Source organism: Stenotrophomonas humi, from assembly GCF_001431415.1.
Classification (GTDB): domain Bacteria; phylum Pseudomonadota; class Gammaproteobacteria; order Xanthomonadales; family Xanthomonadaceae; genus Stenotrophomonas; species Stenotrophomonas humi.
The window spans coordinates 155,049-169,393 of sequence record NZ_LDJI01000009.1 but is presented as its reverse complement, the minus strand read 5'-3'; the positions used below and the strand labels follow the sequence as shown (position 1 = coordinate 169,393).

The window sequence follows — 14,345 nt, the reverse complement described above, 5'->3', positions numbered from 1 at the left end:
AAGATTTTTGAAGAAATCTATTGTCCTTCCCTGTTTCGTTGGTTAAGATACGCGCCCTCGCAACGAAGAAATTGTTGCTGAGAAGGGCGGTTAGCTCAGCGGTAGAGCACTACCTTGACATGGTAGGGGTCACAGGTTCGAACCCTGTACCGCCCACCACTTTAAGCCTAGATGTAGCAGTGCTTTCAGTGGAATCAATTGATGGGGTCTGCGGGTCAACTGACCCCACACTGACCCCAATCAGCTCCGACAATCTCGGAACATCTTTCGCCAGATCGGCGAGTATCTCAATCAACGCTTTTCGTGCTTCACCCAGATATGACGGGTCGAACTTGGCATATGCGTCTGTCGTTCCGCCCGCATGGTGGCCGAGCAATCCCGACACTTCCCATGCAGGCACGCCGCGTTGACGAAGCCACGTCGCGACCGTGTGGCGGATCGTTTTCGGAACGAACCACACCGGAAGTGCGGCAGCCATTCGGATCTTGCGCCAAGTGGTTTTGACGGACGCCACGCGCTTGCCGTGCCAGTGCACCACGCAGGCCGATGGCTTGGCCGTTTCCAGGTAGGCGTCCAGAACGGGTAGCAGAGGCACGACCGGCCGGTACTTCTTCGTCTGCTTGCGTCCCGGCGGATTCAGGCGAATCAGGCCAGCGCGCCTGTCGATCTGGAAAACCTGCAGGTCATGCGCAGCATCACCACGGCAGCCGGTGCACAGGCGGATAAGGAGCATCGCCCAGATGTGCTCCGGCATTGGCGCATTCAGTAGGCGCACAACCTGCTCGCGCGTCGCGTAGTGAGGGTAGGCGTCACCAATTGGCGGCAATTCCACAAAGGGAACCTGGGCGATCTCGCCGCGCTTCCATGCTCGATTTAACGCCGATTTCCCCACGCCCAAGATGCGGCGTGAATAGCCCTCACTGTATTGCTTGTCGCGCAGCCATTTGAGGAAGTCCTCCTGGCGGCCAATGGTGATGTCGGCAACAGCATCATTCGGCTTCCACCACTCGCGCCACAGCGCAACGCCGCGCTTGGCGCTGTCCTTGCTGGCGAGGCCATCCCCGTGTTGGGCGAGGTACCGCGTCAACACGGTATCAAGCAGCACGTCCTGCGGCGCCTGATTGAGCATCGCTGCGTTCTCGACGTACCACCGCGCTAGTGCGACTTGTGCTTCTGCAATGTCTCTTGTGCCAAGCGAAGCGCGCTGCTTGCATCCGCTCGCGTCACGCCACGCCCGGTACCAGACGGCAGATCCTTTGCGCTGTTCGATCCAGTAGTCGCCAAGGCGGAATCGGGCTGACACGTTTGCTGCTCCAGGTATTTCAGTAGGTGGTGTTCGGTGTACTTGACGGCCTTTCCTATGCGGACGTGGCCGATGTGTCCGCGCTTTCGGATTCGGCGCAGGGTGATCTCAGCAACGCCAAGATATGCAGCCGCGAAAGCCTCGGTATACAGGTCTGGCAATCTCTCAGCCGCGCTCATCTTCCCCTCCTTTCAGTGCCTCGGGTGCCTTACTCGCATCGCTCGCCTCCTGCGGGCTGTCCGCTGGCTTCGTCTTGCGCGGCTTTGGCATAGGCAGGCCTTGCCATTTGAACTGGCAGGTTCGGCAGTTGTATGAGATGTGATCCCTGAAAACACGGATTCCGTAAGAGCCGTTGCTAGCGCCAAACCGATTTCGGCAGCGCCCATATTCGTCTGATCGAAGCAGCTCATCCTTCGCGTGGAAGGAGAGAGTAATGTCGCTGCCCCCGCACTTTTCGCAGGTTGAATCGCACGGCTTAGACATCCTTCACCCCCTGCGGGCGGGCGGCGGGGAACGCAGGCAGGTCCATCCACCATTGGTACGGCGGTTGTTCCTTCGGCATCTTGCTGCCGGGCGGGGCGACTGCATGAGCATGCTCGACGCAATCTGCATGCTTCGCCCAGAGCCCATCCTCTAGATAGTCGAAATCGTAATTCTCTGGGTAGTGCGAGTCTTCGGTATCCATCCATCCGACGACTACCAACCTGCCTTCCGGCGCAGTCTCGATTGGCCGCCACTCCGGCCCTACTGCACCCTGCGTCGTCAAGAACGCCATGGTGCCGGCCGCGTTGAACTTCGCGCCTTTGTCATCCGGTGCCGATGCGATCTGCTCCAGCGTTTCCATTGCCGTGCGCAGGGCTACAGCATCCGGCGCGGCGCGCAGGGCGGCGGTGATGGCTGCGAGGGCCATGTTTGCCTCGCGCACCCATCCCAAATGCTCATCCATCCGGTTTGTCCGAATGTCTCGGGCCGATTGGTGTAGTCCGCGACTCTCGTACTCTTGCGCCAGCAACTCCCTGGCGCGCTGTTGGTCATCGGTCATCGCATGGCCTCCAAGATCATTTGTTCCCGCTTATCAAGCGGGTCACCCTTGCCGCGAATCAGCTCCATCAGGCGCTTCTTAGGAATCCCGCAGGCCATCGACAGAACGTCGATTCCGTCCGGGTTTCTCTTATGTGCAGCGCGCAGCGACTCGATTACGTCACTCATCCGACACCCCCGCGCCGTGGCTGGTGGGCTGTTGACTGCACTTGTGGCAAGTGACTGTCTTTGGAGGCACGCCGCGCACGACAGGGCTGGACCTGTCATACCGTCCTTCAGCGCGCTGACTGTGGCCACAATCTAGCTGGCACACGAAGGCGACCTCCCACGGTAGATTGTGCAGGTGGGTGCTGCTGACAACACGACGACGGGCGCTCACGACCCCACCTCGGCGCTGGTGGCCTGCTGCGAGCAATGCGGGCATATCACCGTAACGTCGTAAACATCCGGGCCGGAACCCTCTTGCCCGATCACCTCGCCGCTGTCCTGGCAAGTTGCGCACATGACCCCAGCCTCGGCGCTGCTGGCCTGCATTGCGGCGTCTATGGCTGCTTCGGGAGTGGCGGCAACATGGGCTGCCCGAATGTTCGGGTATGCCGGGTCCGTAGCAACGAACATGATCCAGTTCCGACCATCCTCGGTGCGTATGGGGAACGCCTCATGCTTCGCGCAGAAAGCGAATCTCGACTCCGCATCGCTGCCGCCCTTGGGGCTGGCCCCTTGAGCCTCACGCTCAAGGCGCATCCCGGCTTCATAGCCGATGTTCAAATCGTTGGCCGGCTGAAAAGTACAGGCGTCTAAGTGGGCTTCTATGGCTGCCAGCGCAGAGCCAGCGTCAATCTCGTTACGCCTCCATTCAATGAGAATATCTGCGATCTGTTCCCCGGCCTTCGGTGTACGCGCGTCGGCCTTGGGGCTGGCGTCGATCAGTCCATGCAGCCGTTGGTCGCGCTCAGCCGTATATGCCTTGCTCCCTTCATCGGCGACAATATCATCACGACTAGCCCACCCAGCCGCCGCCACCCAACCCTGAAAGTAGGCGGTGTTCAGCAGGGAGATCCCCTGCGCTGCGGGGGTGCTGGCCACTTCGATCCGCTTGCGGGTGTCGGTGGGCTTCTCAGTGGCCGTGAAGGGGCGGCCATGCAGGACGTGTTCGATCAACTGGATTTCGTAGCGCCAGTCCGGCACCCATACGCCATCGCCACGATCCCACATTGACTCGCCAGGCATATCGAGGAAGTGCAGACGCAGCTTGATCCGTTTCAACGCCTCGACAACCGGCGCTGCGGCGACGGGGGCGGCGTAGACCGTTCGGACAACGAAGTCTGGATCGTTGAACACGTGCGGATGGTCTTCCGGTGTCACGTCATACCAGTCTGAACTGTCATGGTGGCGGAACTGGTTGATAGCCACCGCCTCCTGCGCTGAGACGGGATTTTCAGCATCGAACGCCTTCACCGCATCCGCGTACCCAGCCTGATAGCCGTCGCGATGCCCATCAGCGCCCTGAGTCGCCATGTCTTGTGCGTCGTATCCGTTCATTCGTCTTCTCCGGTCGGGGGAGCGGGGATGGGCATCCAGTGGGCAGGATTGGTGCACGCAATCACCACCCCGTCCCGTGAGTGCATCAGCCATGCGCCGTCCTTAAACCATGCCGTAACTACTCCATACCCGTCGCGTCCCGTTTGCCTATAGATGCCGTTTGAATTTTTCTTGAAGTCCGTCTGATACATGTCGTAAACAGTGATCGCGCTTCCATCTTTCGGAGCCGACTCAATCGGCATCCATCCGTTGTTGCTCATGTCTTGCTCCTAAAGGGTGGGGCGGGCCGGAGGTGATCCCGGCTTAGCTGGACTCAAACCAGCCTATGTTTAACGGTCTAAAGCGCGTCAATTCGCCAGCATCAAACGGGTCTGCCGGTTCCGCCGTCACCAACGGATTAGCTTTCGCTACCAGCCCTGAACTACATCAGGGGTTCTTTCCCGCACATGAGCGCATCACCACTGCGCATTCCGCCCCGTAGGTCCTAGAAGGGGATGTCGTCGTCGAGCGGATCGCCGGAGGGAGGCGCTGACTGCTGGGCGGGTTCCTGCTGCTGCCTCGCCGGACGCTGGGCCTGCTGCTGGTTGCCGCTGCTTTCCTGCTTGCCACCCACCAGGGTCACGTCAGCGATGCGCAAGGTGATGTAGGTCTTGCCTTCGTGTTCGCGGGTGCCGAGTTCGCCGGTCACGCCAAGCTGCACGCCCTTGGTGATGTATTCGGCGACCTTCTCGAAACGCTTGCCCCATGCTGAGCAGTCGATCCAAATGGTCTGCTTCTTATCGCCGTAGCCAGAGTCCACAGCCATCGACCAGCCGGTAACGGGTTCGCCTGCTTGGGTGTAACGAGTAACGGCGTCCTTGCCGCCCACGCGGCCGATTGCGTTCAAATTGTTCATGCGGCTTTCCTTTCGTTGATTTCGCTGGCCTTGGTTTTGATCAGTTCAATGAACTGTTCGCGCCGCTCCCTAAGCATCGACAACTCTTTCTCGACTTGGTCGCGGTAGGTGCGATAGACCACCAACTGATCCCATTCCGGGTAGTCGGCGCAGTAGCTGGCGTAGTCCACCCAGTTGCGGCCTGTTCCATCGAAATGCGTGATGATTTGCCACTTGTAGGCAGAGTCGAACGTGCCTCGTTTGATCGTTGCTTCGTGGACGGACGCGATGACCGACTTGATCTCTACAGTCCCGTCTGAATCGACAAGGCCATCAGGTGAGTCGCCCCATTCGGCATGGTCGAAATAGCCGCCGTTGGTTACTTCAACGAAGTGCAACTCCTCATAGAGCATCTTGGCGATAGGCTCTTGAGCGTGGCCGCGCTCCATGTGTGCGTTGCTGAAGTTCTGCTCAGACTTCCGGCCTGTGACGCGTTCAAGGGCATACCGCAACGCCAGCTTCTGTGCCGGTTCGCCGAAGTCCTTTCCGTAGTGAGCCATGAACGTTGCCGCTGCCGATGATCCCGGCTGGCCCAGCTTCAGTTCGTCCCACTCCGGGCTGTTCTGCTCGACGTTGTGCCACTTCATGCTGCGGCCTCCTGCTTGGGCTCGGCGCTGCACTCCGCGATCAACTGCGTGATGTGTTCCTCGCTCATGTCAGCACGGGCCAGAACACGCTCCAAGTTGCCGTCCCGCTTGTATGCAGACTTGGCGTTGTCCCACAGGCGCTGGTTGTCCGGGGTAACGGCAGAACGCGCAGCAGCCTGCTTGATCCGCAGCCCGTCAACGGTGTCGCGACCAAACTTGATGCCAGTCTCGACGTAGACGGTGATCCGCTTGCCGCCCCACTCTTCGATGTACGGAGTGCCAGCGAGGCGCGCCACGGTCTTGCTGTTCGTGGCATTGAGGATCATCGGCTTCAGCTTCTCGCCGGGGCGGATGTCGCGCTCAACGAAATAGACCGTGTTGAACACGTCCTTAGACTTCTTGGTCTTGTCCACCTCCTGCGTCACGCGGGCGATGGTCAAGCTGATCGGCTCGACAACATCCGCCGCGCTGAGATACGGGGAGTCGAACACCTTTCGGTAATGTGTGGCGTTGCTCATGTCCTGCTCCAGGTAAAGGGGTAACTCGGACCGTCTTTCCGGCCTGCCATCTGCCGCGCCCGTCGTGCCGGTTTGATTTCCGGTGGACCCGTGGCAACCGCTGCCGTCCGCCTCATGGATAGGCGCAGTACATCGACACGGGCGGAGTCCTTCGGGTGGCAGCATCTGCTGGTTATTTGCGCCACCAGCAGTGGGCTAGGGGAGTTAGCTGTGACGGGGGATCAACTTCCCCTTCTCGTATCGCATGCCGCGAACGTTCGGAAGAAACGGCGCAACCGCGCGACCGATCACCGTCATGCTGGCTTCGTCTACGATGAAACCCGGCCGTGCAATGCGACGCTTCTTGGTCTGAAGTTTGTGCAGCCAAGCGCCAAACTTCATGCGCTTGCGCTTCTGTGCCGGGGACTTGGAGTTACTTAGAAACATGGTCATATCCTTGGTTATCGAACGTCGCGCTTCGTCTGCGCCGGGAAGTCGGGGAGTGTGGTCGGCGGCTCGTGCTTGGGCTGCCTACGCAGCATCCTGACGTGCGCCACGATTGCGTCGGCCAGCTTGAAACCGTTGATCGACATGAGGACGAGGAAGATCAGCGAGATCAGTTCCAGGCTGTACGCGCTTGCGATCAGTGCCAGCGCGCCGAACAGGAGCACGAAGCCGAGTGAATTACGAATCGCATTCATCCCTCACTCTCCTGTGCGCAGATGCCTTCGTTGGCTTCCAGTTCTTGCAGCGGGTCAGGCGCCTTGATCGGCGGGAACACCACTGCTGCGATGTCGGCGATGGTTGGGAGGCTGGGGGTCATGGGCGGGGCTCCAAGCTTTCGTCAGCGTCGTGCGACGTGGTCACCATCCCCTCGCTGCGCCACTCCTGATTCATTTCATCCCATTCGGGCTCGACTTCGTGCCAGTACGACATCCCGCCTCCATCGGTAGCGCGCCACTTCGCCCACTTCGGCGCATCCTTCCAATCAGGCTTCATCACACCCCTCCAGTAATAGTCAGCAGACGCAGCGGCACGAAGAACACGGCGGCTGCGAGTAGCGAAATTGCGAACAGGTCAAGGAACAGCGCGTACTCGGCGGACTTCGCGAATACGTGCAGCCATGCGTTGAGGCGGCGGGCGCTCATTCGGCACCTCGCACGCGGGAGAGGGCGGTGCGCAGGGGCGTGCATTTCGGACAGGGGTATGGGTCGCAACCGACTACAAAGTCCCCTTGCACGCGCACGGTCTGGAATCCGGTCCCGAGGCAAGGCGTGCACTGGACACGGCTTGCCGCCTCAATCAGCTCGGCGACGGCTGCGCGGGCTTCGCGAAGAGAATCGAATGCCTCACTTCCGTTATCGTGGAAACGGGCCACGTCATCCATCACCGCCAGCACATCCACCCCGCTCATGCCGCACCCCCGGTTGCCTTGGCGATCAATCGGCGAAGTTCGCCAACCAATTGCCCCGCGTCGTAGTCCCACTTACTCGCAGGCTGTGGCGGCTCTTCAGGACTTCCGGTGTATTCCTGTATTCCGGATTCGAGTTGATCGGCCGCGTGCTGAATGAAATCCAGCAGCTCCGGCGCGGCGGCGATCAGGCGGGCGTTGGCTTCAGTGCGCCCATCGACAGCGCCCGGCAGAACAAGGCAGATGTATGGCCTGCCTTCGCTGACGATCTCAATCTCTGCTGTATCGGGATCGGTTGCTCCCACGCTCCACGGTGCAGGCGTGTGCTTGTTGGCGCTCATGCCGCGCACTCCCGCAGCTCGGCAACGTTGTCTGCCTCAACGCTCTGGCGGCGCTCCATCTCTGCGATGAAGCTCGACTCGATCTTGTCGGCCAGCTCGTTGAACTGGCGGCCGCACTTCTGCGTGGCGTATGCGTCCTTGGGGCCAGTCATCCACTCGCCAATGAACTCGGCTGCGGCCAGTGCCATGCGGGCGCGGACTTCTTCGGTATCCAGGTAGTCGGTGACGTGGTCGTCGTAGGTCAGGCGTCCCATCTCTGCATCCCTCGGCCTCGGGGTGAGGCGATGGATGAAGCTTAGGAAACCTAAGTATCTACGTCAATAGGAAATCTAAGCGAGCGGTTTACCATTCCTGAACCCCTAACGCGGCGTTCAGGGTTTTGAATTTGCCGGATATCCAGGTTCAGCGCTGAGAAGTCGAGGGGAGCGCCCGCTCCCGGCCAACTAGTCGTATGTAACCAGCTGATCTGTAACGATTAGTTGACACTCACGGAACTTTCGCAATGTCAAACAGTCAATTAAGCGTCTGAATTCACTAGCGTTTTTAAGAAAACGTTTTGTTGTTGTTACATCGAAGCAACGCTACTATTGACGGCGAGAACAACAGCAACCGCTGTTAGGGCAAGCAATCGTCTGAGGACGGAGCTGCCAGTGATCAGGCAAGTCGCAATTTCAATTTGCCAATGAGCGCGCTCTGGGCGCGCTCTATCTAGGAGGAACGTATGAAGAGTCATGAAAGCAGGACGCTGGACGCCCGGCCCGTGACTTTGGAGGTGTTGAGTGCTTCTGATTTTGTGTCACTTACAGCTGAACAGAAGCGCGGCATCAAGGTTGTTGAGATTGTTGCGCCCCGCCTGGGCGAGAAGAATTTCGGTGGTGTGCGGATCAAGCATGACTCGCCAATCTATAAGGTTTTCAAGTGACTGAACCCAAGGACGAGGCTCCAAAGCCCAAGGATGAGGCGGCAAAGAACAACGGCCTAGTCCCCGCAGAGCTGTCAAAGACACTGAGCTTGTTCATCGAGGCTCAAGCTCAAGACCTCGCGGTGAAGTCTGAGCAAAATCAGATTGAGCGTGAGCGTCTAGAGATTGACAAGCAGAAGGACGCGAACGCGTTTCAATTTGGCATGGCTTCGCTGGCGGCACAAAAGGAAGATCGGGTCCACGAGCGAGAATGCGCTAGAGGGCAAAGGAAGGACGCGCAGAAGCTCATAATTTGGCTTCTGGTCATCATCGCCCTTTTGATCGGCTATGCCCTTTACCTAGACAAGGAAGCGCTGGCCCTTGAGCTGGTTAAAGCTGTTGTATTCCTGGTTGCAGGTGGCGCTGCTGGATATGGGATTGCTGCAAATAAGAAGCAAAAGGGTTCTTCCAGTCAGGACGGAGACGGGGACTGACCCATCCTTCGCAATCCCCCTAAACCCCGCTCCGGCGGGGTTTTTTGTTGTCCAAAATTGGGACAGGAGAGCGCCCCGGCTGGCGGGGCGGCGTGGGGCTAGGTCACCGGCATCGCGTCATGCATGCACGCGCCTATCTCGGCGGCATCGACGTAGCCGTGCATCCGGTCGAGCAAGTCATCCAGCTGCGGTTCCGTCAGGTCGGACAGGTAGGGAACACCCTTTGTCATGAGGAAGTGCGTGACGGCGATCTGCCAGCCATGCGTGTTGGCGATGACCATGATCTTGTGCATCGTCACCGCCCGCTCTGACACATCAACCGGCTGCAGTGACGTCCAGTCCGGCAGTCGCGAGGGAGGTTCCTCTACGGGCTCCTCGACCGTTTTAGGCGCGCTTTCGCTGCCGACCAGCCGCAGCTCTCTTGGCATTCCCAGCTTTCGCTTGGCCCGCTGAGCTATCAGTTCCGCCATTCGATCCAGCCGCTCCGACCTGTCCATCGTCACCCTCCTTTCGCGATTTAAGCTTGCGCGCAAAGCGCTGCACATCGCTGTCAGAGGCCTCGATGATCTGGTCATCAAGGACTTCCGCAATTGCCAGGGCGAACAGCTCGGCGTCGTCCTCAGTCTCTAGTTCAAAATGAGATAGGCCAACGCCAGTGCCTGCGCCGGAGGCGAGTCTGACAGCGGCAGTGATGGTGGCAGCATCCAATCGCAGGGGCTGAGAAGCTACGAACTGCTCGCGCAATTCGCGCCATATCGGACTGATGATTTCGGGCTTTGTGCCAAGTAGTGTGGCGACCTTCATTGCTCGCTCGGCCGGAACGGCGCCCCTGTTGGTGGCCCATTGGGAGACAAGCCCGGGGCTGACCCCTATGGCGTCTGAGAACGACTGATGGGTATAGCCCCTCTCCCGGATCAGCTTCTTCAGCAGTTCCGAGATTTGGGCCTTTTCGGGATCAGGGGAGACAGGGGCGACCATAGTTAGGAAGCCTATTGACTCCGTCCGCGCAATGCACTTAGAAAACCTATTGACAGGCATGCTTAGGCGTACTAAGTTTGCGCAATGGACACGATCACCCAAGCAGTAAGCGCCATCGGCGGTCAAGTTGCTCTGGCCCGACTCCTTAAGGTCAATCCCAGCCTGATTTCTCAGTGGGTGACAGGCCGGCTGAGGGTCGCAGCACACCACTGTTTGGCCATCGAGGCCGCCACCGGCGTCTCTCGCCACGACCTCCGTCCCGATGTGTTTGGTCCGGCTCCTGCGCCGCGCCGTAAGCGGAAGGCTGCCTGACATGTCAGCACGCAGCCCGCAGCAGTCGAACCACTGCGCGCCCATCAACCATGCGCAAAGCGTAGACGTCGCCCTGTACGCGAATGATCGCGGTGACGTTGCCCGAGACCGCTTCAAAGACTGATTTATCCATGTGGCTGCACTCCGTTGGGGTGCGGCCATTTTCAGGACCAACGAGGGGAATTCTGGGGAACACGTCGTCCCAAGGATTCCCCAGTAACCAAAGGGGCAGAAATGCGATCACTACACATTACATACGAAGACGGACTTACCCAAACGTCCCGCAGCCTGCGGGAGTTGTTGCTGGTCCAGGTGCAGCGCAATGGCGGCGTGGTTGCCGTGGCGGGCAAGCTCGACCTGAGCCCGTCCAAGTTGACGGAGAAGCTTGCAGGCGGTGACAGCGGCGGTAAGCCGCGAGGCATGACCATCGATGAGCTGGAGCGCTATCTGAAAGAGACGCGCGATATCTCGCCCATCCACTACCTGATCGAAAAGTACATGACCTGCCCGGATGCCCAGCACGCTGAGGCAATCGCTCAGTTCGCAGCACTTGCTGCGGTCATGACTCCGTTGGCTGCAAAGCTGGGAGTGAAGTGGCCGTGAGCCCGAAGAAATCCCATCCGTGGCGTGCGTTCAATCCTGGCTGGCTCAAGCAGGGAACGGACAAGGCCCGCGCTGACCGAGTGATTCCGGTCGCAGCCCGTCCGATCAAGGCCTGACGCATGTCCACTCAGATCATGTCCGCCTGCTGGAAGCTCCAGATGCCGCCTACGGCTAAGGCGGTACTGATCTCGCTCGCCGATAACGCGAACGACCACGGCGAGTGCTGGCCGTCTCTGACGACGATTGCCGAGCGCACTTGCTTTGGTCGCACAGCGGTCATTGAGGCGATCAAGTGGCTTGAGTCGGTGGGGCTGGTCAAGGCGGATCGCAGTGACCGTTATCGCACCTTTTACGTGCTGACCCCGGCCAATTTTGATCCAGAAAAACTAGTCCGCCAGAACAACCAGTCCGGGAAACGTACTAGTTCATCTGACGGCGAACTAGTACGGCAGGCGGATAACGAAGTCCGGGAGACGGACGACGAAGTCCGGCAGGCGGACACTAACCGTCAAGAACCATCAAGAACCGTAAGTAAAGCAACAAAGAAGCAACGCGCTGACGCGCTCCCTTGCCCCGATGACGTGAACCCGCAGACGTGGTCTGACTGGCTTGCCCTGCGCAAGGCGAAGAAGGCCCCGGTGACCGAGACGGTCGTCAAGCAGGCCCGCAGCGAATCCGGCAAGGCCGGGATGACCTTCGACGCATTCCTCGCTGTCTGGTGCGCCCGTGGTTCCCAGGGGTTGCAGGCCGATTGGCTCAAGCCGAACGAGCGAGCAGGCCCAGCACTGACGCGTGTCAGTCCCACGTCATCGCCGCCGAGCAAGACCCTATCCGCAATCCAACAACTGCAGGGCATGAAGCATGGAAACCAACTGGATTCACGACGAAATTCTGGACGGCCTGAGCCAGCTGCTTTGCTTGAGTCTGGATCGGACGCCGGCAGCGGACATGATCGCTGGGACGGCGATGGGCTGGCATCGGGCGATTACCGATGAGCGCGTGTGGGACCAGCAGCTGGACACGCCACGCTTCCGCAAGGCCTTCACCAACTTGATGAAGGGCCGGCGCATGTGGCCGTCGCCTGCGGACTTCATGGAAGCGATGCCGCCGCGCGAACAACTGGCGCTGACCAAGCAGCCGATCAAAGCAAATCCAGAGCGCGCCCAGCGTGCCGCCGCCGAGTTGGCCGAGTTCCTCGGCGGGAGGCAGCACTAATGGACCGCATCGCACTAACCGACGTGGACGTGTTCCGACTGGAGTGTGAGGGATGCAACGCAAACGAGATCGCGGTCGCTATGCAGATTCCGGTGGGTTGCGCAGTGGCGCTGATGCATCGGGCCAAGGTGCTTTACGCCAGGGCGATGGAGTCACGGCGACCGGAGCCTTTGCACCTGACGCAGGCGGCGTAATCCCCCCGCACCAATTCGGGCGCTGGGCCAGAGAAGCAGGGCGGGGCATCGGTAGCTGTCCGCTCTACGGAATCACAACAGAAGCGGGCCAGCTACGCGCCGATTGGCGAGCGGGCTGGAACGAACGGGATAGGGAGATTAGGCGATGAAGGTCTTCACCAACAAGAGTTTCAAGGGCCTTTGGCCGGTGCCAACCGCTGCAGTTGTAATCGCAGATAGCCGTGGCGAAGCGGCAATCCTTCTTGAAGACATGCTGCGTTCGGTTGGCCTTGCGCAACGGGTCAGCCCACAAGAGATGGACGAGCTGACATCCGGCGTTGCGATTCTCAGCAATGGGGACTACTGACATGAGCGAGAACGAGATCAAGCCGGTGTTGCCGGGTGCGATTGAGCGTGTTCGCTGGGGGCTGGATAGCGCAGTGGGAATCGTGCAGATGGACGATGTCCGCGAACTGTTGGCCCACATCGACCGCCTGACGGCAGATGCGGCATCGCTGCGTGAACGCATGATTGAGTTGGAGCGACAGCGCGACGACTACTTGAGTCGTGAGTGGCAGGCGGAGAAGGCGAAGCGCAAGGCCGAGGCAGAGCGGGATACATTGCAGAAGAAGTACGACAAGCTAACTGGTGAGCGGTTTAGTGATCGCGTTCACGCAGCTTTGAAATCAAGGACTGAACAGGCCGAGGCAGAGCGGGATGCCGCCGTGGCTGATGCGGAGCGACTCAACTGGCTGGATCAGCAGATGGCCGAGGGCTGCGCTCCTGCAATCGTCAATGACGACGATGGACGCTGGGCCTACTGCGATTCCGGAACGTCGCCCGTGCCGGAGGACGGCGGTCACAAGGAAATGGTGGCCATCACGGCATTCGCAGACCCTGCAGCGTGGCGTCCGAGCATTCGTGATGCCATCGACGCCGCCCGCTCGGAGGGTGGGGTATGAGTATGTCTGACTTGATCCCGGCCCTTGTCTTCGGTGAGGGGCGGTATGTCGCCAGTGTTGCGTCAAACAAGGAAGGCTGTTTTGCCGTGGTCATCTGTGATGCGGTAGGTGAAGTGGTCTCTGGCACGTCTGTCAGTGCGGAAAGCCGTGGCGATGCGATTGTCGCGCTGTGCTTCCCAACCCGCGAACACGCGATTCGGGTGCAGCGAGCGATAGCCGGGGCAAGTAGCACCGGGAGCGAATCATGACCATTAACGTCATCACCCTCCCGCCGAAGAATCGGGAGCGCATGGTGGAGCAGGTGCTGAAATTCCTGCTCGGCGCGCACCCCGGCAAGCCTGTGAACGTGAAGGTCAGCGTTGCCCGGCCCGAGCGTACCGACCCGCAGAACCGCTACCTGTTCGGCGTGGCCTACGCACTGCTGGCGCCGCAGATGGGATTCAGCGCCGAAGAAATCCATGAGTGGATGTGTGGTGAGCATTTCGGCTGGGTGAATCGCCAGCTTCCTGGCGGGCGCATTGAGCAGAAGCCGTTCCGCACCACAACCAAGGACGAGCACGGCAATGCCGACAAGCTGGACGACCGCGCGTTCTGGGAGTTCGTGGAGCACGTGCAGCGGACGGCGGCTCAGGCCGGTCTGTTTATTCCGGACCCGAACAGCGAATACAAGGCGGTGGCGGCATGAACTACCGCGACCGAAAGTTGCTCGACGCCTCGTATCAGTTCGGCTGCATGTTGCGCTTCCCTGGCTGCGAGGGTGGGGCGGGTGAGCCAGCCCATAGCAACCAATCCAAGCACGGGAAGGGTGGGGCGCTCAAGGCCCACGACTGTTTCCACATCCCGGCCTGCCGCTCCTGTCACCGGGAGCTGGATCAAGGCCGGTCGATGGATCGTGAGCTGAAGTTCGCGGAGTGGGACAGGGCATTTGGCCTGTACCTGCCGCAGCTGTTTGATGCAGGAATCATCGGGGTGAGGAAATGAGTGCCCAGCCTTGGACAGAAGAGAAGGGCGGGCCGCGCCACTACACCAGCGTGACGATTGAGATGGCATT

The 14,345-nt window shown here is 60.0% G+C and carries 29 protein-coding genes and 1 tRNA gene; 12 read left to right on the top strand and 18 right to left on the bottom strand.

Annotated features, from left to right (window positions below):
- The first annotated feature begins 84 nt into the window (after window positions 1-84).
- Window positions 85-159: transfer RNA gene (locus ABB26_RS05210), tRNA-Val, on the top strand.
- On the opposite strand, the gene ABB26_RS19535 is transcribed toward ABB26_RS05210, so the two are convergent.
- The 15 genes from ABB26_RS19535 to ABB26_RS05140 all read right to left on the bottom strand — a co-directional run bounded on the left by ABB26_RS19535 (window position 110) and on the right by ABB26_RS05140 (window position 7,910).
- Entirely contained in the window at window positions 110-1,129 is a 1,020-nt protein-coding gene (locus tag ABB26_RS19535; protein ID WP_275452811.1) for a tyrosine-type recombinase/integrase, read from the bottom strand. The genes ABB26_RS05210 and ABB26_RS19535 overlap by 50 nt on opposite strands.
- A 26-nt stretch (window positions 1,130-1,155) precedes the next feature.
- Window positions 1,156-1,482 (bottom strand): helix-turn-helix domain-containing protein, encoded by a 327-nt coding sequence (locus ABB26_RS19670; RefSeq protein WP_057632612.1) that lies wholly within the window; start codon window positions 1,480-1,482, stop codon window positions 1,156-1,158.
- Window positions 1,483-1,778: 296 nt separating this feature from the next.
- Window positions 1,779-2,345 carry a hypothetical protein gene (locus ABB26_RS05195; RefSeq protein WP_057632611.1) on the bottom strand — a complete coding sequence of 189 codons (567 nt, stop codon included), beginning with the start codon at window positions 2,343-2,345 and terminating at the stop codon, window positions 1,779-1,781.
- Complete coding sequence (locus ABB26_RS19135) at window positions 2,342-2,512, bottom strand: hypothetical protein (protein WP_161809010.1); 171 nt, start codon at window positions 2,510-2,512, stop codon at window positions 2,342-2,344. The genes ABB26_RS05195 and ABB26_RS19135 overlap by 4 nt, the downstream gene beginning before the upstream one ends.
- A gap of 207 nt (window positions 2,513-2,719) precedes the next feature.
- Window positions 2,720-3,886 (bottom strand): hypothetical protein, encoded by a 1,167-nt coding sequence (locus tag ABB26_RS05190; protein WP_057632609.1) that lies wholly within the window; start codon window positions 3,884-3,886, stop codon window positions 2,720-2,722.
- The gene (locus ABB26_RS05185) at window positions 3,883-4,146 is read right to left on the bottom strand and encodes a hypothetical protein (protein ID WP_057632607.1); all 264 of its coding nucleotides are present in this window, start codon (window positions 4,144-4,146) and stop codon (window positions 3,883-3,885) included. The genes ABB26_RS05190 and ABB26_RS05185 overlap by 4 nt, the downstream gene beginning before the upstream one ends.
- A gap of 224 nt (window positions 4,147-4,370) precedes the next feature.
- Window positions 4,371-4,781: a single-stranded DNA-binding protein gene (locus ABB26_RS05180; RefSeq protein WP_057632605.1), complete on the bottom strand. Its 411-nt coding sequence runs from the start codon at window positions 4,779-4,781 to the stop codon at window positions 4,371-4,373.
- Window positions 4,778-5,407, bottom strand: coding sequence for a YqaJ viral recombinase family protein (locus ABB26_RS05175; protein ID WP_057632603.1), 630 nt, complete (start codon window positions 5,405-5,407; stop codon window positions 4,778-4,780). The genes ABB26_RS05180 and ABB26_RS05175 overlap by 4 nt, the downstream gene beginning before the upstream one ends.
- Window positions 5,404-5,925 carry a hypothetical protein gene (locus ABB26_RS05170; RefSeq protein ID WP_057632602.1) on the bottom strand — a complete coding sequence of 174 codons (522 nt, stop codon included), beginning with the start codon at window positions 5,923-5,925 and terminating at the stop codon, window positions 5,404-5,406. Before ABB26_RS05170 ends, ABB26_RS05175 begins: the two co-directional genes overlap by 4 nt.
- A 204-nt stretch (window positions 5,926-6,129) precedes the next feature.
- Window positions 6,130-6,351, bottom strand: a complete 222-nt coding sequence (locus tag ABB26_RS19130; RefSeq protein ID WP_161809009.1) for a hypothetical protein — start codon at window positions 6,349-6,351, stop codon at window positions 6,130-6,132.
- A 14-nt stretch (window positions 6,352-6,365) separates the two neighbouring features.
- Complete coding sequence (locus ABB26_RS05160) at window positions 6,366-6,605, bottom strand: hypothetical protein (protein WP_057632598.1); 240 nt, start codon at window positions 6,603-6,605, stop codon at window positions 6,366-6,368.
- Window positions 6,602-6,727, bottom strand: a complete 126-nt coding sequence (locus ABB26_RS19530) for a hypothetical protein (protein WP_275452810.1) — start codon at window positions 6,725-6,727, stop codon at window positions 6,602-6,604. Before ABB26_RS19530 ends, ABB26_RS05160 begins: the two co-directional genes overlap by 4 nt.
- A gap of 175 nt (window positions 6,728-6,902) precedes the next feature.
- Complete coding sequence (locus ABB26_RS19125; protein ID WP_161809008.1) at window positions 6,903-7,052, bottom strand: hypothetical protein; 150 nt, start codon at window positions 7,050-7,052, stop codon at window positions 6,903-6,905.
- A 262-nt stretch (window positions 7,053-7,314) separates the two neighbouring features.
- Window positions 7,315-7,656 carry a hypothetical protein gene (locus ABB26_RS05145; protein WP_057632592.1) on the bottom strand — a complete coding sequence of 114 codons (342 nt, stop codon included), beginning with the start codon at window positions 7,654-7,656 and terminating at the stop codon, window positions 7,315-7,317.
- On the bottom strand, window positions 7,653-7,910 hold the full coding sequence (locus ABB26_RS05140) for a hypothetical protein (protein WP_057632590.1): 258 nt from the start codon (window positions 7,908-7,910) through the stop codon (window positions 7,653-7,655). The genes ABB26_RS05145 and ABB26_RS05140 overlap by 4 nt, the downstream gene beginning before the upstream one ends.
- Before the next feature lie 467 nt (window positions 7,911-8,377).
- On the opposite strand from ABB26_RS05140, the gene ABB26_RS05135 reads away from it, so the two are divergent.
- Together ABB26_RS05135 and ABB26_RS05130 are read left to right on the top strand one after the other, a co-directional pair.
- Window positions 8,378-8,578, top strand: coding sequence for a hypothetical protein (locus ABB26_RS05135; RefSeq protein ID WP_057632588.1), 201 nt, complete (start codon window positions 8,378-8,380; stop codon window positions 8,576-8,578).
- Window positions 8,575-9,051: a hypothetical protein gene (locus tag ABB26_RS05130; RefSeq protein ID WP_057632584.1), complete on the top strand. Its 477-nt coding sequence runs from the start codon at window positions 8,575-8,577 to the stop codon at window positions 9,049-9,051. The genes ABB26_RS05135 and ABB26_RS05130 overlap by 4 nt, the downstream gene beginning before the upstream one ends.
- 98 nt (window positions 9,052-9,149) lie before the next feature.
- Here ABB26_RS05130 and ABB26_RS05125 read toward each other — a convergent pair whose 3' ends face one another.
- Together ABB26_RS05125 and ABB26_RS18555 are read right to left on the bottom strand one after the other, a co-directional pair.
- A complete protein-coding gene (locus ABB26_RS05125) occupies window positions 9,150-9,344 on the bottom strand; it encodes a hypothetical protein (protein WP_057632582.1) in 195 nt (64 codons plus the stop codon).
- A gap of 91 nt (window positions 9,345-9,435) precedes the next feature.
- The gene (locus tag ABB26_RS18555) at window positions 9,436-10,029 is read right to left on the bottom strand and encodes a helix-turn-helix domain-containing protein (RefSeq protein ID WP_083490693.1); all 594 of its coding nucleotides are present in this window, start codon (window positions 10,027-10,029) and stop codon (window positions 9,436-9,438) included.
- Between the two features lie 84 nt (window positions 10,030-10,113).
- Here ABB26_RS18555 and ABB26_RS19665 point away from each other — a divergent pair, with 84 nt between their 5' ends.
- Window positions 10,114-10,341, top strand: a complete 228-nt coding sequence (locus tag ABB26_RS19665; protein ID WP_083490692.1) for a transcriptional regulator — start codon at window positions 10,114-10,116, stop codon at window positions 10,339-10,341.
- A 4-nt stretch (window positions 10,342-10,345) separates the two neighbouring features.
- On the opposite strand, the gene ABB26_RS19525 is transcribed toward ABB26_RS19665, so the two are convergent.
- Window positions 10,346-10,474 (bottom strand): hypothetical protein, encoded by a 129-nt coding sequence (locus tag ABB26_RS19525; RefSeq protein ID WP_275452808.1) that lies wholly within the window; start codon window positions 10,472-10,474, stop codon window positions 10,346-10,348.
- Window positions 10,475-10,575: 101 nt separating this feature from the next.
- Here ABB26_RS19525 and ABB26_RS05115 point away from each other — a divergent pair, with 101 nt between their 5' ends.
- The 8 genes from ABB26_RS05115 (at window position 10,576) to ABB26_RS05085 (ending at window position 14,275) form a co-directional block, all read left to right on the top strand.
- A complete protein-coding gene (locus ABB26_RS05115; protein WP_057632577.1) occupies window positions 10,576-10,944 on the top strand; it encodes a hypothetical protein in 369 nt (122 codons plus the stop codon).
- A 119-nt stretch (window positions 10,945-11,063) separates the two neighbouring features.
- A complete protein-coding gene (locus tag ABB26_RS19410) occupies window positions 11,064-11,939 on the top strand; it encodes a helix-turn-helix domain-containing protein (protein WP_083490691.1) in 876 nt (291 codons plus the stop codon).
- Window positions 11,893-12,159 carry a hypothetical protein gene (locus ABB26_RS05110; protein WP_245626132.1) on the top strand — a complete coding sequence of 89 codons (267 nt, stop codon included), beginning with the start codon at window positions 11,893-11,895 and terminating at the stop codon, window positions 12,157-12,159. Before ABB26_RS19410 ends, ABB26_RS05110 begins: the two co-directional genes overlap by 47 nt.
- Window positions 12,159-12,353 (top strand): hypothetical protein, encoded by a 195-nt coding sequence (locus tag ABB26_RS19120; RefSeq protein ID WP_057632573.1) that lies wholly within the window; start codon window positions 12,159-12,161, stop codon window positions 12,351-12,353. The genes ABB26_RS05110 and ABB26_RS19120 overlap by 1 nt, the downstream gene beginning before the upstream one ends.
- A 145-nt stretch (window positions 12,354-12,498) precedes the next feature.
- Window positions 12,499-12,699: a hypothetical protein gene (locus ABB26_RS05100; protein ID WP_057632571.1), complete on the top strand. Its 201-nt coding sequence runs from the start codon at window positions 12,499-12,501 to the stop codon at window positions 12,697-12,699.
- 1 nt (window position 12,700) lies between these two features.
- Complete coding sequence (locus tag ABB26_RS05095) at window positions 12,701-13,294, top strand: hypothetical protein (protein ID WP_057632570.1); 594 nt, start codon at window positions 12,701-12,703, stop codon at window positions 13,292-13,294.
- A gap of 244 nt (window positions 13,295-13,538) precedes the next feature.
- A complete protein-coding gene (locus tag ABB26_RS05090) occupies window positions 13,539-13,979 on the top strand; it encodes a hypothetical protein (RefSeq protein WP_152982556.1) in 441 nt (146 codons plus the stop codon).
- On the top strand, window positions 13,976-14,275 hold the full coding sequence (locus tag ABB26_RS05085) for a DUF968 domain-containing protein (protein WP_057632566.1): 300 nt from the start codon (window positions 13,976-13,978) through the stop codon (window positions 14,273-14,275). Before ABB26_RS05090 ends, ABB26_RS05085 begins: the two co-directional genes overlap by 4 nt.
- The last annotated feature ends 70 nt before the right edge of the window (window positions 14,276-14,345 follow it).

What these genes read in the sequence shown, in the direction of transcription:
- ABB26_RS05085 (WP_057632566.1), top strand. Translation starts at nt 13,976, where the DNA reads ATGAACTACCGCGACCGAAAGTTGCTCGACGCCTCGTATCAGTTCGGC.
- ABB26_RS05190 (WP_057632609.1), bottom strand. Translation starts at nt 3,886, where the DNA reads ATGAACGGATACGACGCACAAGACATGGCGACTCAGGGCGCTGATGGG.
- ABB26_RS05095 (WP_057632570.1), top strand. Translation starts at nt 12,701, where the DNA reads ATGAGCGAGAACGAGATCAAGCCGGTGTTGCCGGGTGCGATTGAGCGT.
- ABB26_RS05110 (WP_245626132.1), top strand. Translation starts at nt 11,893, where the DNA reads ATGATCGCTGGGACGGCGATGGGCTGGCATCGGGCGATTACCGATGAG.
- ABB26_RS05135 (WP_057632588.1), top strand. Translation starts at nt 8,378, where the DNA reads ATGAAGAGTCATGAAAGCAGGACGCTGGACGCCCGGCCCGTGACTTTG.
- ABB26_RS19670 (WP_057632612.1), bottom strand. Translation starts at nt 1,482, where the DNA reads ATGAGCGCGGCTGAGAGATTGCCAGACCTGTATACCGAGGCTTTCGCG.
- ABB26_RS19525 (WP_275452808.1), bottom strand. Translation starts at nt 10,474, where the DNA reads ATGGATAAATCAGTCTTTGAAGCGGTCTCGGGCAACGTCACCGCGATC.
- ABB26_RS19665 (WP_083490692.1), top strand. Translation starts at nt 10,114, where the DNA reads ATGGACACGATCACCCAAGCAGTAAGCGCCATCGGCGGTCAAGTTGCT.
- ABB26_RS19535 (WP_275452811.1), bottom strand. Translation starts at nt 1,129, where the DNA reads ATGCTCAATCAGGCGCCGCAGGACGTGCTGCTTGATACCGTGTTGACG.
- ABB26_RS05090 (WP_152982556.1), top strand. Translation starts at nt 13,539, where the DNA reads ATGACCATTAACGTCATCACCCTCCCGCCGAAGAATCGGGAGCGCATG.
- ABB26_RS05125 (WP_057632582.1), bottom strand. Translation starts at nt 9,344, where the DNA reads ATGCACAAGATCATGGTCATCGCCAACACGCATGGCTGGCAGATCGCC.
- ABB26_RS19410 (WP_083490691.1), top strand. Translation starts at nt 11,064, where the DNA reads ATGTCCACTCAGATCATGTCCGCCTGCTGGAAGCTCCAGATGCCGCCT.
- ABB26_RS19130 (WP_161809009.1), bottom strand. Translation starts at nt 6,351, where the DNA reads ATGTTTCTAAGTAACTCCAAGTCCCCGGCACAGAAGCGCAAGCGCATG.
- ABB26_RS19125 (WP_161809008.1), bottom strand. Translation starts at nt 7,052, where the DNA reads ATGAGCGCCCGCCGCCTCAACGCATGGCTGCACGTATTCGCGAAGTCC.
- ABB26_RS19530 (WP_275452810.1), bottom strand. Translation starts at nt 6,727, where the DNA reads ATGACCCCCAGCCTCCCAACCATCGCCGACATCGCAGCAGTGGTGTTC.
- ABB26_RS05115 (WP_057632577.1), top strand. Translation starts at nt 10,576, where the DNA reads ATGCGATCACTACACATTACATACGAAGACGGACTTACCCAAACGTCC.
- ABB26_RS05195 (WP_057632611.1), bottom strand. Translation starts at nt 2,345, where the DNA reads ATGACCGATGACCAACAGCGCGCCAGGGAGTTGCTGGCGCAAGAGTAC.
- ABB26_RS05175 (WP_057632603.1), bottom strand. Translation starts at nt 5,407, where the DNA reads ATGAAGTGGCACAACGTCGAGCAGAACAGCCCGGAGTGGGACGAACTG.
- ABB26_RS05160 (WP_057632598.1), bottom strand. Translation starts at nt 6,605, where the DNA reads ATGAATGCGATTCGTAATTCACTCGGCTTCGTGCTCCTGTTCGGCGCG.
- ABB26_RS05170 (WP_057632602.1), bottom strand. Translation starts at nt 5,925, where the DNA reads ATGAGCAACGCCACACATTACCGAAAGGTGTTCGACTCCCCGTATCTC.
- ABB26_RS19120 (WP_057632573.1), top strand. Translation starts at nt 12,159, where the DNA reads ATGGACCGCATCGCACTAACCGACGTGGACGTGTTCCGACTGGAGTGT.
- ABB26_RS05185 (WP_057632607.1), bottom strand. Translation starts at nt 4,146, where the DNA reads ATGAGCAACAACGGATGGATGCCGATTGAGTCGGCTCCGAAAGATGGA.
- ABB26_RS05145 (WP_057632592.1), bottom strand. Translation starts at nt 7,656, where the DNA reads ATGAGCGCCAACAAGCACACGCCTGCACCGTGGAGCGTGGGAGCAACC.
- ABB26_RS05140 (WP_057632590.1), bottom strand. Translation starts at nt 7,910, where the DNA reads ATGGGACGCCTGACCTACGACGACCACGTCACCGACTACCTGGATACC.
- ABB26_RS18555 (WP_083490693.1), bottom strand. Translation starts at nt 10,029, where the DNA reads ATGGTCGCCCCTGTCTCCCCTGATCCCGAAAAGGCCCAAATCTCGGAA.
- ABB26_RS19135 (WP_161809010.1), bottom strand. Translation starts at nt 2,512, where the DNA reads ATGAGTGACGTAATCGAGTCGCTGCGCGCTGCACATAAGAGAAACCCG.
- ABB26_RS05180 (WP_057632605.1), bottom strand. Translation starts at nt 4,781, where the DNA reads ATGAACAATTTGAACGCAATCGGCCGCGTGGGCGGCAAGGACGCCGTT.
- ABB26_RS05100 (WP_057632571.1), top strand. Translation starts at nt 12,499, where the DNA reads ATGAAGGTCTTCACCAACAAGAGTTTCAAGGGCCTTTGGCCGGTGCCA.